This is a genomic window from Streptomyces sp. CA-250714, assembly GCF_050936705.1.
GTDB lineage: Bacteria > Actinomycetota > Actinomycetes > Streptomycetales > Streptomycetaceae > Streptomyces.
The window spans coordinates 1217205-1230158 of the sequence record NZ_JBNJMI010000001.1 but is presented as its reverse complement, the minus strand read 5'-3'; the positions used below and the strand labels follow the sequence as shown (position 1 = coordinate 1230158).

Genomic DNA, 12954 nt, shown 5'->3' with positions numbered 1-12954 from the left:
AGGGGAGGGGCGGGGCTACTGCGCCGCGTAGCCGCCGTCCACCAGGTGATAGCTGCCCTGCACATAGGAGGCGCGGTCGGAGAGGAGGAACGCCGTCAGCTCCGCGACCTCCTCGGCCGTGCCCAGGCGGCCCTGCGGATGCAGGGAGACGAGACGCTCGTGCATCGCATGGTCCGTCTCGCGCAGCAGCGGCGTATCGATGAACCCCGGCCCTACGGCGTTGATCCGTACGCCCTTGTCGGCGTACTCCAGCGCCGCCGTCCTGGTGAGCCCGACGACGCCGTGCTTGGCGGCCACATCGGCGGGGCTGCCCGCGAAGCCGTGGGTGCCCAGGACGGAGGCCATGTTGACGATGGCGCCCCGGCCGGCGGCTGACATCACGGGCAGCTCGTACCGCAGGCCGTAGAAGACGCCGCTGAGGTTGGTGGCGATGATCCGGTCCCAGGCGGTGATCTCGTACTCGCCCGTGGGCAGCGAAGGGCCGCTCACCCCCGCGTTGTTCACCGCCAGATCGAGCGAGCCGAAGGTCTCGGTGGTGAACCGCACGGCCCCGCGTACCGAGTCCGGATCGGTGACGTCGACGACCAGCGCCTCGGCGCGCGCCCCCGCGGTCTCCAGCTCGCCCGCCGCCAGCTGGGCACCGTCCTCGTCATGGTCGGCGACGACCACCGAGGCACCCGCCCGCGCGAGCCGGCGGGCCACGGCCAGTCCGATACCGGAGGCGGCGCCGGTGACCAGCGCGGCCCTGCCCTCGAACTCGCCGCTCATCCGTTCGACCTCCCGCTCGGTGCCCGCGTCCGGCCCTCCTGGTCACCCTCCACCCCACTGCCGCGGGCCGCACCGCCGCCACCGCATCCGGGTGAGCGCCCCACGGAGCCCGCTCGGTTGCCGCGGGCCGGTCGTGCGCCGTACGGAGGGTTCCGGGTTGCGGGCTGGTCGTGGTACGCGTGACATGGCGGTGACGGCACTGCCGCCGCGCCCTCCGACCGCCCGCACCCAAGGACTCCGGATGACACCTCTGCAACTGGTCTCCCGCCCGCTTCTCGGCGCGTTCTTCGTCAATGCGGGGGTGGGAACGCTGAGCAATCCCGAGCCTCCGGCCTCCATGGCGGCGCCCTTCCTGGACAAGCTGCGCGAGAAGATCCCGCTGCCCGGCGACGATGTGACGCTCGTACGAGTGAACGCAGCCGTACAGGTGGTGGCCGGTGCGCTGCTCACCACGGGACGCGTCCCGCGGACCGCCGCGCTGACGCTGGCCGCCTCACTGCTGCCCACCACCTTGGCCGGGCACCCGTTCTGGGAGGAGGAGGATCCCGGGCAGCGCGCTGCCCAGCGCATCCACTTCGGCAAGAACACCGCCATCATGGGCGGCCTGCTGGCTGTGGTCAGCGACGCCAACCACCAGGCGGTGGCCCAGGCGGTGCGGGCCCACCTCAAGAAGCAGCGCAAGAAGCACAAGGCGGGACACTGCCCGCTGCCCGTCCGGCATGCCGCCCCCAAGTCGGGCGTGGCCCGGCTCGCGCACTGCAAGCCGGGCGGCGGGAATCCGGCCCGCTCCAAGTAGCGAACGGACGCGGTGCCGTGGCTGCGGGCCGCGGCTCCCCGGGCCTGCCGCGGCTCCCCGGGCCTCAGGAACCCTGAGGCCCGGGGAGCCTCAGGAGCCCTTCAGGGTGTACTTGCAGCCCTGTGAGCTGTCACCACCTGGGTTCTCGTCCACCTTCTTGCCGTCGACCTCGAGGACGCACGGTGGGAAGACGAACTTGCCGTCGGCTCCCTTCACGGCCTGCGGAGTGACGTACAGCTGTACGCCGTTCTTCAACTCCGCCCCTTCGAGCGTGACCGCGGTCGTCTTCTTCCAGGGCAGCGTCGCCGTCCCGAAGTGGCTGGAGCCGGCCGCCCAGCCGATCTGCGAGGAGCCGGTGCCCTTCACCGTCAGGGTCACCTCATGGGTCTCGGGCTGCGCCGGCTTCTTCTTCGACTTCGCCGCCGCCGACTTGTCGCCGCCGTCTCCCTTGCCGTCCCCTGATTCACCGCCGCAGCCGGTCAGCAGAACGCCAGCCATGACCAGGGCCACTCCCGAGACTGTCCTGCGCACCTTCTTCTCCTCCGCGTCCGACGGCCAAGCACTTGCCCAGAACTCGACCGGGAGCCTAGTGCGGCCGGAGCTGTTCGGTGGGCCGAATGCGGCGGAGAGAGATCACCGTCTCAGACGACATATGCCCCCGGGCTAACTCCCCAGCGGACGTGCTGTTTCCAGCACGCGTTCCGCCGCGTGCACGGAGTCGACCAGGGGGTGGAGGGCGAGGGCACGCAGGGCGGCGCGGGGTGACATGTCGGTCGCGGCCTCGATGGCGCTGCGTTCGACGGCCTTGAGCTGAAGCATCAGCCCCAGCTGGTCCGGGGCGACCGGGCCGGTTGCCAGCGGGCGGGCACCGCCGGCGTCGACCAGGCACGGCACCTCCACCACCGCGTCGGCGTCGACGCCCGGTACGGCGCCACGGTTGCGGACGTTGAGGATCAGGGTGGTGCGCTCATTGCGCGCGATCGCCAGCATCAGAGCCAGCGCGACGCGGTCGTAGCCGCCGCCGTCCAGGTCGCAGCTGTCGCGCTGCCAGCCGCCGGACGCCTGGCGGCTCTCCGCCATGTACGTCTCCTCACGTTCGCGGCGGGTGGCGTCCCACGCCTTGAAGGCGCCGCCGGTGTGTGCGCCGCCGCCCGCGAGCTCGGCGTAGAAGCCCTCCTGCTGCCGGGCGAGGAACTCGCCCCGGGTGGCGTCCGCTTCACGGATCGCGGTCAGCGCCTCGCGGTGGTGGTAGTAGTAGTGCAGATATTCGTTGGGCAGGGCACCCAGCGCGCGCAGCCACTCGGCGCCGAAGAGCTTGCCCTCCTCGAAGGACTCCAGCGCCGGGGTGTTGTCCAGCAGCTCCGGCAGCCGGTCGGTGCCGTCCACCACGATGCGGCGCAGCCAGCCCAGGTGGTTGAGGCCCACGTAGTCGTAGTCGGCGCGGTCGGGGTCGGCGCCGACGGCGCGCGCGGCACGGCGGCACAGTCCGACGGGCGAGTCGCAGATGCCGACGACCCGGTCGCCCAGTACCCGGCTCATGGCCTCGGTGACCATACCGGCCGGGTTGGTGAAGTTGATGACCCACGCCCGGGGGGCGACCGCCGCGATGCGCTCGGCGATGTGCGTGGCCACCGGAACGGTGCGCAGCCCGTAGAGCACTCCGCCCGCGCCGACGGTCTCCTGGCCCAACAGCCCCTCGGCCAGCGGGAGTTGCTCGTCGCGGACCCGCCCGGCCAGGCCGCCGACGCGGATGGCGCTGAAGACGAAGTCGGTGCCGGCCAGCGCCTCGTCCAGATCGGTGGTGGTGCGTACGGCGGGCGCCGGGCCCGGGTGCTGTGCGGCCTGCTCGGCGAGGACGGCGCCGATGGCGGCCAGCCGCGCGGGGTCGGTGTCGTGGAGGACGAGCTCGGTGCAGCGCCCGGCGGCATCGGGACCCCCGGCGTCGTCCAGCAGCGCCCGGTGGACCAGCGGAACCCGGAACCCGCCACCGCCGAGCACGGTGAGCCGCATACCGTCGGAGCCGGCCGTGCCCGTGGCGCCTGCCGCGTCCGTGGCGCCGGTCATTCCCGTCATAGCTGTACTACCTCCACATCGGCCTCGCGGAACGTGGCGAGGGTGGCCGGGTCGCTCTCCTGGCCGGTGATCAGCATGTCGATGTCGCCGGCCTGGCAGACGCGGGCGCTGCCGGTGCCGGGGAACTTGCGCGGGGTGGCCAGCAGTACCGCCTGGCGGGCCGAGCTCAGCATGGCCCGTTTGACGGGGACCTCCACCTCCGTGGTGTCCAGCACCCGGCCGTCGGCCAGCACTCCGCTGGTGCCGAGGAAGACGCGGTCGGCGTAGATCTCGCGCAGTGCTGCCTGGGTGAGCTGGCCGACAAGGGAGCGGTAGTTGCGCCGTACTTCGCCGCCCAGCAGTACGAGTGCCACCTCGGCGTCGGAGCGGAGCTCCTCGTAGACGGCGAGGCTGGAGGTGACGACGGTGATCTTCCGGCCGTGCAGCAGCCGCGCGAGTTGCAGGGTGGTGGTGCCGATGTCGAGCAGCACCGTCTCGCCGTTCTGGATCAGCTGTGCGGCACCGGCGGCGACGGCCTCCTTGGCCGGAAGGTCGTCCACCTCCTCCTCCGCGAAGGGGCGCTCGACCGGTTCGCGGGCGATGGCGCCGCCGTACACCCGGCGCAGCCGTCCGGCCCCGGACAGGTCGGACACGTCGCGCCGCGCGGTGGCCTCGCTGACCTGGAGCCGCCTGGCGATCTCGACGACGGGCAGCACCCCCTCCTCGCGGAGGAGCCGCAGCAGCTTCTCGTGCCGGGTTTCGCGCAACATACTCAGCACCCTAACCCGCTTGAGCGTCTTTGCGCGAGTGTGACCGATCTCTTGCAATCCGGCCCGGGAAGCGTGCAAGGTATCGCTCAAACAGATCACTGAAAAGCTAAGTTCTGGCCATTGCTGAGAGGGGCGAGCGGCCTTGAGTACCACTGGGAGCGCCCTCCCCCAAGTTCTCGACTTCGCTCGAACAGGGGGTACCCCCATCGCACCCGCCGGGAGCTGGTTGGACCCGCTCGCCGCCCTCCGCACGGACGGCGGCCCCGAGACCGATGTGTTCCTCACCGGAACCGTCTTCCTCGACATCGTCTTCACCGGCCTCGACCACGCCCCCGTGCGCGGCACCGAGACCTGGGCCCGCGGCATGGGATCGAGCCCGGGAGGGGTGGCCAACATGGCCACCGCGCTGCGCAGGCTCGGGCTGCGTACCGCGCTCGCGGCGGCCTTCGGCGACGACATGTACGGCGACTACTGCTGGGAGGCCCTCGCCGGCAGCGAGGGCATCGATCTGGCGCCCTCGCACCGGGCGAAGGGCTGGCACTCGCCGGTCACCGTCTCGATGGCGTACGACGGCGAACGCACCATGGTCAGCCACGGGCACGAGGCGCCCAAACCGTGCGTCAGCGTCGCCTCCAGGCCGCCGTCCCGGGCCTGCGTCACCTCACTGTCCCCCGGCCGGGTGGGCGACTGGGTACGGCAGGCGCATGCCGAGGGCAGCCTCATCTTCGCCGACACCGGCTGGGACGAGACGGGCGCCTGGGATCCGGACACCCTGGCCGATCTGTCGCTGTGCCACGCGTTCCTGCCGAACGCCACCGAGGCCCTGCACTACACCCGCACCGACACCCCCGAGGCAGCAGTACGGGCACTCGCCGAGCTGGTGCCCGTCGCGGTCGTGACCAAGGGCTCCGGCGGCGCGGTCGCCGTCGACGGGACCACGGGCGAGTACGCCGACATACCCGCGCTGGAGGTCGACGCGCTCGACCCCACCGGCGCCGGGGACGTGTTCATGGCCGGTTTCACCACCGGGACGCTGGCCGGCTGGCCGCTCGCCGACCGGCTGGCCTTCGCCAATCTGACCGCGGCACTGTCCGTACAGCACTTCGGCGGCTCCCTCTCCGCACCCGGCTGGAGCGAGGTGGCGGCCTGGTGGCAATACGCGCGACGGATCGGCGGCCAGAGCCAGGACGTGATGCGGCGCTATTCCTTCCTGGACGACCTGTTGCCCGGCGGCAGCAGCGACTGGCCCCTACTCCGCGCCACCCCCACCATCGGCTTCCGCCAATGAGAGGGCACAGCGCCCCGCAGGGGCGCGGGGCTGTGCTCATTTATGCGGCTCCGCCGCGTGGGCGCGAGCAACCACAAACCCGCGCAGTCTGCGACGCACCGGCAGGGGCAGTCCCAACCCAGCAGGCGAAGCATCAAGGAGGGGGTACAACGATGAACGCGCACCGGCACCACAGGAGAGGGCGACCGCGCCACGCCCTCACAGCGCTCGGCGCCCTCGGCGCCCTACTGCTGGCCGCCGCCTGCGTGCCCGGCACCGACGGTTCCGGCGCCGCAGGCCCCGGCGGCGCGGCAGCCACCGCCATACCCGACCCGGGCAAGGCCGGCAAGGTCACCCTCACGGTGTGGGACCAGCAGGTGCGCGGCGGCACGAACGCCGAGATCGAGCGCCTCAACAAGGAGTTCGAGAAGAAGTACCCCAACGTCACCATCAAGCGGGTCGCCCGCAGTTTCAACGACCTGAAGAAGACTCTCAAACTGGCCCTCAGCGGCGACAATCCTCCCGACGTCGTCCAGGCCAACCAGGGTTACGCCGACATGGTGGCCTTCGCCCGCGCCGGGATGCTCACCCCGCTGGACAGCTACGCGGGTCTCTACAGCTGGAACACCCGCTTCCCGCAGACCCTGCTCAACCTGAACCGGGTCTCGCCCGACGGAAAGCGGTTCGGCACCGGCCAGCTGTACGGAATCTCCCAGGAAGCGGAATATATCGGCGTCTACTACAACAAAACGGTGCTACGAAAGGCCGGTGTCGAGCCGCCGAAGACCTGGCAGGACCTCACCGGCGCGCTGCCGAAGCTGAAGCGGGCCGGTCAGTTGCCGGTGCAGTTCGGCAACTTGGACAAGTACCCCGCCATCCACACCTTCGGCGTGCTCCAGGGCCAGGCGGCGGGCAGCGCCGAGCCGGTCCGCGAAACGGTCTTCGGCCGTGGCGGTGGCTTCGACACCGACGCCACCCGGGAGGCGGCCCGTACCCTCGCCGACTGGGCGGAGAAGGGTTACTTCCCCAAGGGCGCCAACGGCAAGGGCTACGACGACGCCGCCAAGCAGTTCGCCGACGGCAAGGGCGCCTTCCTGATCACCGGCACCTGGCAACTCGCCGACCTGCTGGGGCCGATGGGCGACGACCTCGGCTTCATGCCACCGCCCCCGGCCGCCGGGCGGCAGCCGGTCACCACCGGCGGCGAGGGCCTGCCCTGGTCCATCACCTCCAAGTCCGACCACCCCGAAGTCGCCGCCGCCTACCTGGACTTCCTCACCGACGCGCACGCCTCGAAAGTGATGACCGAGGAGGGCGTGCTGCCGGTCGTGCCCGGCAAGGCAGCGAAGAAGCTCGACCCGGACACCGCAACCGGCCAGATGTTCGCCGGCTGGCAGAAGCTGAACGCCGCCGACGGGCTGGTGCCCTACCTCGACTACACCACCCCCACCTTCTACGACACCCTCTCCGCCGACCTCCAGGGCGTCCTCAGCGGCAAACTCAGCCCCGACGGCCTCGCCGAGCGGATGCAGAAGGAGTACGCGGACTTCCGCGCCCAGCAGCGCGCCGACGGCAAGGACGAGGAATGAGCGCGGCCACCGGCCCCGGCACGCGTACGGGCGCCGGGCAGGATGCCCCGCGCGGACCCGCCGTGCTGGGCCGGATCACCGCCCGCTACCGGCGGCAGGCACCCGGCGAGCCACGGGCGGTGGGCTATCTGTACGTCCTGCCGGCGCTCGCCGTCTTCGGGGTGTTCCTGCTGTGGCCGCTCGGCCAGACCGCCTGGCTGTCGCTGCTGCACTGGGACGGGCTGACCCGCGCGAGCTGGGCAGGTCTCGACAACTACCAGGACCTGCTCACCGACCCCGAGCTGCGCGCACCCTTCGCGCACGCTGCGGTGCTGCTGCTCTTCTACGCCGTACTGCCGGTGGCGATCGGCCTGTTGCTCACCGCTGCGCTGACCCGCTTCCGCATCCACGGCATGACCTTCTTCCGCACCGTGCTGTTCCTGCCGCAGGTGCTGGCCATGGTCGTCGTCGGTGTCGCCTGGCGCGCGGTGCTGGCCCCCGACGGGCTGCTGAACGACGCCCTCGGCGCCGTGGGCCTGGACGGACTGGCCCGGTCCTGGCTCGGCGACGACACCTGGGCGCTGCCCGCCGTGGGCGCCATCGGCACCTGGGTGGAGACGGGACTGTGTCTGGTGCTCTTCCTCGCCGGAGCCCAGCGCATCCCGCGCGAACTCTACGAGGCGGCACGCCTCGACGGCGCGGGCCCCGTACGGGAGTTCTGGACCGTCACCCTGCCGGGACTGCGCGCCGAGATCGCCGTCGCGCTGACGCTGACCATGGTGGCGGCGCTGCGCAACTTCGACCTGATCTACATCACCACCAGTGGCGGTCCTGGCAACGCCACCTCCGTGCCCGCCTACGAGGTCTACCGCCGGGCCTTCGAGAGCGGTGAGGTCGGCTCGGCGTCCGCCATGGGCATCACCCTCACCGCCGTGATCTTCGCGCTGACCATGGTGGTCACCAGGCTCGTGGAGGGCCGGAGACGTTGAACACTTCCCGCACCGAACGCGGCGTCACCTACGCCATCCTCTGCCTGTTCGCGCTGATCGCCCTGATACCCGTCGCCGGGATCCTGACCACCGCGCTGTCCCGGCAGGACTCGCTGGACACCGGCTTCGCCGTGCCGGACGGCCTCAACTGGGGCAACTTCGCCGATGCCTGGACCCGCGGACACTTCGGCAGCTATCTGCTCAGCTCCGTAGTGGTGGCCGTCGCCGTGGTGGCCGCCACCACTGTGCTGGCCACGCTGGCCGCCTACGCTTTCGGCACCATGCGCTTCCCCGGCTCCAACTGGCTCTTCTACCTCTTCGTCGTGGGGCTCACCCTGCCGCAGGAAGCGGTGATCGTCCCGCTCTACTTCGACTTGCGGCACTGGGGGCTCACCAACACCTACTGGGGGCTGATCCTGCCGCAGACCGCGCAGTCCCTCGCGTTCGGCGTCTTCTGGATGCGGACGTACTTCCGCAACACCCCGCGCTCGCTGCTGGAGGCCGCGCGCATCGACGGGGCGACCCACTGGTCCACCCTCACCCGGATCCTGGTGCCCATGGGACGGCCCGCCTTCTCCACGCTGACCGTCATCGTCTTCATGTGGACCTGGAACGAGTTCCTGATGGCGCTGGTGATGGTGAGCGACGAGGCCCACCGCACGGTCCCCCTGGGACTCGCCTTCTTCCAGGGCCAGCACGCTTCGGACACCGCCCTGCTTGCGGCTGCCGCCACGCTGATCGCGCTGCCTGTCGTCCTGGTCTATCTGCTGCTGCAACGGCGCTTCATCCAGGGCATGCTGACCGGCTCCGCGAAGGAGTGACGGGGCGGCGGCTTGCCTATCAGCGCACGGAGTGCTTTATGGCACTGACGAACGTGGTCCAGGCCGCCGTTGAGAACATGAGCGGTGCCCGCTCGGTGTCCTTGCTGTCCCGTACGGGGACGGTGCCTTTTCGTACCTCGGACGGCGCCCACTCAAGGCACTGCCCGCCGTTGCCGGCGCTGTAGCTGCTCCTGATCCACTTCATTGGTACACCTCGGAAATCTCTCGGATGTAGCGCACTGACTCTTCAGGGCTGAGTGCGCGTGCCCTGAGCAGGTCATACATATCCATACACGCTGCGGCGAACTGCTCGTCATCGTAAGCGCGACCACCGTATGGGAACTCGGTGTACACGCTCCATTTGGTGTCTGCCCTCAGCATCGTGTACGGACTGGGGCACGGCGAGGCGCCCGCCTTGTACGGGAGAACCTGGATCGTCACGCGAGGATGCTCCGACACATCTGCGAGGTGTTCGAGTTGCCCTCGCATCACGCTCGCGGGGCCTACCGGCGTCCGTAGACAACTCTCTGTGAACACTACCCACAGCAGGGGCGCGTCCTTCTTCTCAAGCAGTTTTCGCCTAGTGATTCGAGCTGCGAGCGCCGGACCGAAATCCTCACCGCGAGCGGCCATCGCTCCAGCGCGGTAGACGGCTTCTGCGTACTCAGGCGTTTGGAGCATGCCCATCGGAAAGATGGGACTGAAGTCCAAGATCCGGTCAGCCCGTTCCTCGAGGTCAATATACGGAGCGAACCACTCAGGGATTCGGTCACCATGAAGGAGCCGCCGCAACTGCTCAGCAAAGAGGCTGCCTGTCCCGAACACCTTGTCGCATCCCGCCGCGAACCGTTCCGACGGTAGACGAATCCCCGCCTCGACACGCGATACATAGCCCTCGCTGTATCCCGTCCCGTGGCCTAACTGCTTCTGCGTCAGCTTCCGAGCGAGCCGCACCTGTTTGATGTCCTCGCCAAGCCTGCGGGCCACTGGAGAGCCGCGCAAGTCGTCGCCGCCGTTCTGTTTACGCCCCACCCTGACCAGCCCTTTTTGCGCCATCACCGCTGAGCAGCGACTTGCCGACTTGCGAGCAAGCCGTACCAGCGTAGCTCCCTTTGTGTTGGGTTGGCTACACAGCGCAAGCACGCGGCAAGGAGGCAGGGCCATGCCCGAGGACGGAGCAAGCGTGAAGGTGGCGATGAACGGCGGCTGCCAGGACTGCGAATGGTTCCGGACGATGATCATCCGGGCGCGAGGGGCATGCGACGACAGGGGCGCCGCGGATCTGGAAGCGTTGCAAGGTGCGCACCTGCATTTGAAGCACAATCCTGACGCCCGGCCTGGACTGCGCGGCCTTCCGAGTGGGCTGTGACATGTGGCAGGTCGGCGACACCGCGAGGGACGTGAAGAGTGGCCACGCCGGGGAGATCGTCCAGGTCACTGGTCCGGCCCCGTACATCTACCGGTTGAGGGTCGTCACGGGCCCCAACGAACCCCCGATCATGCTCTATCGCTATGCCCCCGAACTTCGCCGCGTGGCAACCCCCGTCTCCCGACGCACTTGAGCCAGTCAGTTCAAGGCCGCGGCGGCTGGGGAGAGGACCAGACGCCGCACCGTCTCCGCCTCCACGCGGGGGCGGGAGTAGGCAAGAGGGAACGCCCCATCGGCGGCCCACGCGGCGAACAGATCCCCATAGTGCGGGGAGCGCGGATCCCCGGACTGGCCGGGGGAGTTCATCGCGAGGGAGTCGTCCCAGGAACCGACGTCCACCGCCATGCGGAACGTCGCCCCACCGTTCTGCCGGAAGTCCGGCAGATACGCGGCGGCGCCCACCGTGTCGCCGCTGCCACCCCGCGGGAGCGGACCGAGAGCGCACCAGTCGGGCGCGTTCGTCACCCCGCGGTGGGCCAGCAGCGTGGCCACCGGATGGCGTAGCTCCGCGCGGTGCAGGGTGCCCCAGGACCAGTCGTCCGGGTCCGCGCCCAGCAGCTCGGTGACGGCCGCCACCGCCGCGCCGAGACTCGTCAGCAGCAACTCCCCGCGTTCGCCGCCCGGATCGGGCGCGGCCAGCAGCCGTAGCTCGACCCGTGGGTCCGCCGAGTCGCTCTCCACGGGCAGTACCCGCGCCAGTGCATCCTCCAGCCGCGCCGCCGGTACCAGCCCGCGCAGCGCCCGCCGCAGCAGCGCGGGCCGCAGATGGCGGCGGAACCACACCTCGAACAGCGCGGCCGCGGCCGAGTCGGCGCGCAGGGTGCCGTCCCAGCCGCGCAGCAGCGCAAGGCCGGTCCGTACACGGGGGTCCGTACTCTCCAGCCCGGACAACAGCGGCAGCACTCGCCGCGCGGGCAGGCTGACCGCGTCGGTCTGCAACCGCACACAGTCCTCGACGCTCCAGTCGTCCCGCGCCGCGAGGGCCTCGGCGCACCGCTGGTGGCGGAAGGGCGCGTACCAGTCGTGGGTGACGGGCCGCTCGGCGTGCGGATAGTCCGGCGGCAGATTGAGCTGGTTCGCGGTGGCCAACCAGCCCTGGGCCGGGTCACGTTCGCTCGGCAGCTCGTCCGCTTCGAGGAAGCCGTCCCACTCGTAACGCCCGTCGCCCGGCACCGGCAGCGTGCCGTCCCAGCCGCGCCGCCGCGGGACGCGTCCGGCCGGGCGCCAGCCGATCGTGCCGTCGGGCGCCGCGTACACCTGGTTCTCCCCGGGCGCGCCCCAGCGGCGCATCGCTGCCGTGAACGCGTCCGGGCTCACGGCGCCCATATAGCCGGCGCTGCCCAGGTACGGCGCCATCCCGGGCCCCAGCCACGCGGCGCGCACCGCGAACGCGGCCTCTTTCTCCGGGTGTTCGCGGATGACGGGCCCGTGCCGGGTGAACCACAACCGGGCCCGCACCGGCTTCGCGTCCCTGACCGGGATCTCCTCGGTCACGCACGTCATCCGCTCCCAGCCGTCCCCGTACGCGTAGGAGTGCGGGTCACCGGGCCGGGTGCGGTAGACGTACAGGTCCTCCTGGTCGATCGGGAAGATCGTCAGGCCGAACGCGATACGGCCGTTGTGCCCGATGGAGATCCCCGGCAGCGCCGGCTCGCCCGCCCCGATGACGTCCAGCCCGGGCGCTGACAGGTGGGCGAGATAGCGGAGCGAGGGCACGGTGACGGCCCGGTGCGGGTCGTTGGCCAGCAGCGGCCGCCCGGTGGCGGTGCGGGAGGGCGCCAGCACCCAGTTGTTGCTGCCGTCCAGGCCCTGGCGGGGCGGGGTGTCGGTGGCCCAGGGCGGGGTGGTGGCCAGATCGTAGACGCGGAGTACGTCGTCCGGGATGACGTCCAGATCCAGGCCCTCGGGAACGCGCAGCTCGTGGCCCTCGGGCTCCCGGACCTTGCGGAGCTCCTCCACCTCGGGGCCGAAGTCGCGGAGCGTGCGGGCCCGGGCCACCTCCTCGCGGAGGTTGTAGAAGAGGCCGTGTGTGCGGATGCGGGCCAGATCGCTGTGGTGCCAGTAGGACGGTGCATGGTCGAGGGCCGCGAACTCGAGCGGGAGGGAGCCGGCTCCGCGCACTGTCGCCACATACGCGTTGATCCCGGCGACGAAGGAGCGCGCCATCTCCTCCGTCCCCGGCCCGTACGCCGCCCACTCCTCGGCCATGTCGCCCCGGTACAGGAACAGCCGGGCCGCCCGGTCGTGCTCGACGTAGCTCTCGCCGAACACCTCCGCCAGCAGCCCCAGCCCGCGCCGCCGCCACAGGTCGAGCTGGAACAGCCGCTCGCGGGCCGCGTTGAACCCCTGCGCGAGGAAGAGGTCGGCGCGGGAGGCGGCGTACAGATGCGGCACGCCCCAGCGGTCCACCAGGATCTCCACGGGCTCCGCCAGCCCCGGAACCTCGAACCTGGTCACATCCACGCCGACTCCTCCTCGCCGGTTCACACCGATT

At 70.6% G+C, this 12954-nt stretch carries 13 protein-coding genes; 6 read left to right on the top strand and 7 right to left on the bottom strand.

Translation table 11 applies throughout. The features are described 5' to 3' along the window. Positions 1–15 precede the first annotated feature (15 nt). The gene (locus ACQEU8_RS05575) at positions 16–768 is read right to left on the bottom strand and encodes an SDR family NAD(P)-dependent oxidoreductase (RefSeq protein ID WP_433097425.1); all 753 of its coding nucleotides are present in this window, start codon (positions 766–768) and stop codon (positions 16–18) included. Between the two features lie 241 nt (positions 769–1009). Here ACQEU8_RS05575 and ACQEU8_RS05570 point away from each other — a divergent pair, with 241 nt between their 5' ends. Then, on the top strand, positions 1010–1564 hold the full coding sequence (locus tag ACQEU8_RS05570) for a DoxX family protein (RefSeq protein WP_433097423.1): 555 nt from the start codon (positions 1010–1012) through the stop codon (positions 1562–1564). Between the two features lie 90 nt (positions 1565–1654). Here ACQEU8_RS05570 and ACQEU8_RS05565 read toward each other — a convergent pair whose 3' ends face one another. From ACQEU8_RS05565 to ACQEU8_RS05555, 3 genes are all read right to left on the bottom strand, one after another. Then, positions 1655–2095, bottom strand: a complete 441-nt coding sequence (locus ACQEU8_RS05565; RefSeq protein WP_433097421.1) for a hypothetical protein — start codon at positions 2093–2095, stop codon at positions 1655–1657. Positions 2096–2227: 132 nt separating this feature from the next. Beyond that, entirely contained in the window at positions 2228–3574 is a 1347-nt protein-coding gene (locus ACQEU8_RS05560) for a 6-phospho-beta-glucosidase (protein ID WP_433102157.1), read from the bottom strand. Positions 3575–3633: 59 nt separating this feature from the next. Continuing rightward, the gene (locus tag ACQEU8_RS05555) at positions 3634–4386 is read right to left on the bottom strand and encodes a DeoR/GlpR family DNA-binding transcription regulator (protein WP_433097419.1); all 753 of its coding nucleotides are present in this window, start codon (positions 4384–4386) and stop codon (positions 3634–3636) included. A 226-nt stretch (positions 4387–4612) separates the two neighbouring features. Here ACQEU8_RS05555 and ACQEU8_RS05550 point away from each other — a divergent pair, with 226 nt between their 5' ends. The 4 genes from ACQEU8_RS05550 (at position 4613) to ACQEU8_RS05535 (ending at position 9031) form a co-directional block, all read left to right on the top strand. Continuing rightward, on the top strand, positions 4613–5674 hold the full coding sequence (locus tag ACQEU8_RS05550; RefSeq protein ID WP_433097417.1) for a carbohydrate kinase family protein: 1062 nt from the start codon (positions 4613–4615) through the stop codon (positions 5672–5674). Between the two features lie 152 nt (positions 5675–5826). Further along, complete coding sequence (locus ACQEU8_RS05545; RefSeq protein WP_433097415.1) at positions 5827–7242, top strand: ABC transporter substrate-binding protein; 1416 nt, start codon at positions 5827–5829, stop codon at positions 7240–7242. Continuing rightward, positions 7239–8210, top strand: coding sequence for a carbohydrate ABC transporter permease (locus tag ACQEU8_RS05540; RefSeq protein ID WP_433097413.1), 972 nt, complete (start codon positions 7239–7241; stop codon positions 8208–8210). The genes ACQEU8_RS05545 and ACQEU8_RS05540 overlap by 4 nt, the downstream gene beginning before the upstream one ends. Then, the gene (locus ACQEU8_RS05535; RefSeq protein ID WP_433097411.1) at positions 8207–9031 is read left to right on the top strand and encodes a carbohydrate ABC transporter permease; all 825 of its coding nucleotides are present in this window, start codon (positions 8207–8209) and stop codon (positions 9029–9031) included. Before ACQEU8_RS05540 ends, ACQEU8_RS05535 begins: the two co-directional genes overlap by 4 nt. Before the next feature lie 19 nt (positions 9032–9050). Here the strand turns inward: ACQEU8_RS05535 and ACQEU8_RS05530 are convergent, their stop codons facing one another. Continuing rightward, positions 9051–9236 carry a DUF397 domain-containing protein gene (locus ACQEU8_RS05530; protein WP_433097409.1) on the bottom strand — a complete coding sequence of 62 codons (186 nt, stop codon included), beginning with the start codon at positions 9234–9236 and terminating at the stop codon, positions 9051–9053. Then, the gene (locus ACQEU8_RS05525) at positions 9233–10063 is read right to left on the bottom strand and encodes a helix-turn-helix domain-containing protein (protein WP_433097407.1); all 831 of its coding nucleotides are present in this window, start codon (positions 10061–10063) and stop codon (positions 9233–9235) included. The genes ACQEU8_RS05530 and ACQEU8_RS05525 overlap by 4 nt, the downstream gene beginning before the upstream one ends. Positions 10064–10193: 130 nt before the next feature. Between ACQEU8_RS05525 and ACQEU8_RS05520 the strand changes: the two genes are divergently transcribed. Continuing rightward, positions 10194–10400, top strand: a complete 207-nt coding sequence (locus ACQEU8_RS05520; protein WP_433097405.1) for a hypothetical protein — start codon at positions 10194–10196, stop codon at positions 10398–10400. Between the two features lie 198 nt (positions 10401–10598). Here ACQEU8_RS05520 and ACQEU8_RS05515 read toward each other — a convergent pair whose 3' ends face one another. Continuing rightward, positions 10599–12923 carry a penicillin acylase family protein gene (locus tag ACQEU8_RS05515; protein WP_433097403.1) on the bottom strand — a complete coding sequence of 775 codons (2325 nt, stop codon included), beginning with the start codon at positions 12921–12923 and terminating at the stop codon, positions 10599–10601. Positions 12924–12954 lie beyond the last annotated feature (31 nt).

Bases quoted from the DNA above. Each gene is read 5' to 3' on its own strand.
- ACQEU8_RS05575 (WP_433097425.1), bottom strand. From the start codon at position 768: ATGAGCGGCGAGTTCGAGGGCAGGGCCGCGCTGGTCACCGGCGCCGCC.
- ACQEU8_RS05570 (WP_433097423.1), top strand. From the start codon at position 1,010: ATGACACCTCTGCAACTGGTCTCCCGCCCGCTTCTCGGCGCGTTCTTC.
- ACQEU8_RS05560 (WP_433102157.1), bottom strand. From the start codon at position 3,574: ATGCGGCTCACCGTGCTCGGCGGTGGCGGGTTCCGGGTTCCGCTGGTC.
- ACQEU8_RS05555 (WP_433097419.1), bottom strand. From the start codon at position 4,386: ATGTTGCGCGAAACCCGGCACGAGAAGCTGCTGCGGCTCCTCCGCGAG.
- ACQEU8_RS05545 (WP_433097415.1), top strand. From the start codon at position 5,827: ATGAACGCGCACCGGCACCACAGGAGAGGGCGACCGCGCCACGCCCTC.
- ACQEU8_RS05540 (WP_433097413.1), top strand. From the start codon at position 7,239: ATGAGCGCGGCCACCGGCCCCGGCACGCGTACGGGCGCCGGGCAGGAT.
- ACQEU8_RS05530 (WP_433097409.1), bottom strand. From the start codon at position 9,236: ATGAAGTGGATCAGGAGCAGCTACAGCGCCGGCAACGGCGGGCAGTGC.
- ACQEU8_RS05520 (WP_433097405.1), top strand. From the start codon at position 10,194: ATGCCCGAGGACGGAGCAAGCGTGAAGGTGGCGATGAACGGCGGCTGC.